General features: G+C 60.0%; 2 protein-coding genes and 1 pseudogene. All 3 read right to left on the reverse strand.

Translation table 11 applies throughout. The features are described 5' to 3' along the window. Window positions 1-17: 17 nt before the first annotated feature. Window positions 18-335, reverse strand: coding sequence for a hypothetical protein (locus GGR88_RS14990; RefSeq protein WP_167956468.1), 318 nt, complete (start codon window positions 333-335; stop codon window positions 18-20). Window positions 336-388: 53 nt separating this feature from the next. Then, entirely contained in the window at window positions 389-1,291 is a 903-nt protein-coding gene (locus GGR88_RS15645; protein ID WP_082064535.1) for a helix-turn-helix transcriptional regulator, read from the reverse strand. A 21-nt stretch (window positions 1,292-1,312) separates the two neighbouring features. Then, a pseudogene (locus GGR88_RS15000) lies at window positions 1,313-1,406 on the reverse strand (IS5 family transposase); the annotation flags it as partial.

The raw sequence follows: 1,406 nt of genomic DNA on the forward strand, positions 1-1,406 counted from the left end.
ACCGCCAAGCGAACAGCCTAGACCACCGGGATGAGGGGTCCCTTTTCGACGCCGATCACCCCGCTACCGGGGTCCCTTTTCCACGCCGATCCACAATTGAACTGGACGTTTGGGACGTAATCATCGATGTCACGCACGCTTTCGATGCGGGCATCGCGGATGAAGTCTTCAGACAGGACGGTCACGGCGACCGGGGTGTCGGCCAATCGCGTGTCCTGGCGCGTTCCAGTGACGACGATCTCTTCCAAAACCGTCGACTCTTGCGGAGAACTGGTTTGCGCGTAAGCCGGCATCGCGGCTCCTGTCAGCAACAGGCCGGCAACCACAGATTTCATCAAAGCACCCCATCAATGCGAACCCTCGCAGCTAATCGGGTTACAATATTACATCAACGACGCGGGCTTTCGGTAAGCGGCAAAGGCTTTCGGCTCTGAGCAGCACCACCAGACCACTCGCGCGGAGATACGCCGAACTGGCGTTTAAAAGCCGTCGCAAAGTGAGCCGGCGTATACCCGACCCGGTACGCTGTCTGGGTCGCGCCGTAGCCGCTCCGCAGCAGGGATGCGGCGGCGGCCAAGCGGCAGTCAGTGAGATAGGCGCCAATCGTTGTTCCGAAACTTTGACGGAAAGCCGAGGTCAGGGTCCTCGGACTGCATTTCAGTCGAGCGGCGAGACTGTGGATGGTGAGAGTCCCGGCAAACTCGACATCGACGATCTCCCGCGCGGCATTTGCCAAGCTTAGACTCCGTGACGATTCCAGTGTCTCGGAACTCGTTGCGAGGCACTGTTCCAGCACCGCGAATAGTGCAAGCGAGCGACCTTCGATAGCGAGGTCGCGCGCCGTACCCTGAAACCATTCGTCAATCGGCGCCACGAGCGCCGCGACTATTCGCGGCGGAATCCTCTCAACCCCCATGCACACGTTATCGGGAATGGCTGCGAGACAAGCTGGCAGATCGTGGTCCGCCAAAGTTTGCCAGTCGATCGACAGCCCCGCCGAACGGAACTCACCTGAAGACACCGCCGTGCGCAATCGAATTGGCTCCCGGCTGCTCAAGACCGACAATCCGGATCGAGCCAGTGAAAGCTCACCGAAGGATGTTTGACTTGCCATCGACGGTGCGAAACCACAGCTGATGTGAAGGCCGGCTGGGATCTCGGCCTCGTAGTTGACGCCGGAGAAGTTTCGACCCTTGGACAGATAGAATGTGCCCGACGTGGAGGGGTGCCGCGCGTGCTGGGTTGCGCCGCCCGCTGCCCGACTGACTTTCTGTATCCACTCGTCCTTCACGCCTGGAGCTATAGGCGATCACTAGGTGGTGTGGACAAAGTGCCTGACCCACAAGCGGATTGAAGCGACGAGGACGAAACCGAGGAAGCTGTCGGCGGTCTTGTCGTATCGGGTC

The sequence above is a fragment of the Sphingomonas jejuensis genome (genome assembly GCF_011927695.1).
Lineage (GTDB): Bacteria > Pseudomonadota > Alphaproteobacteria > Sphingomonadales > Sphingomonadaceae > Sphingomonas_K > Sphingomonas_K jejuensis.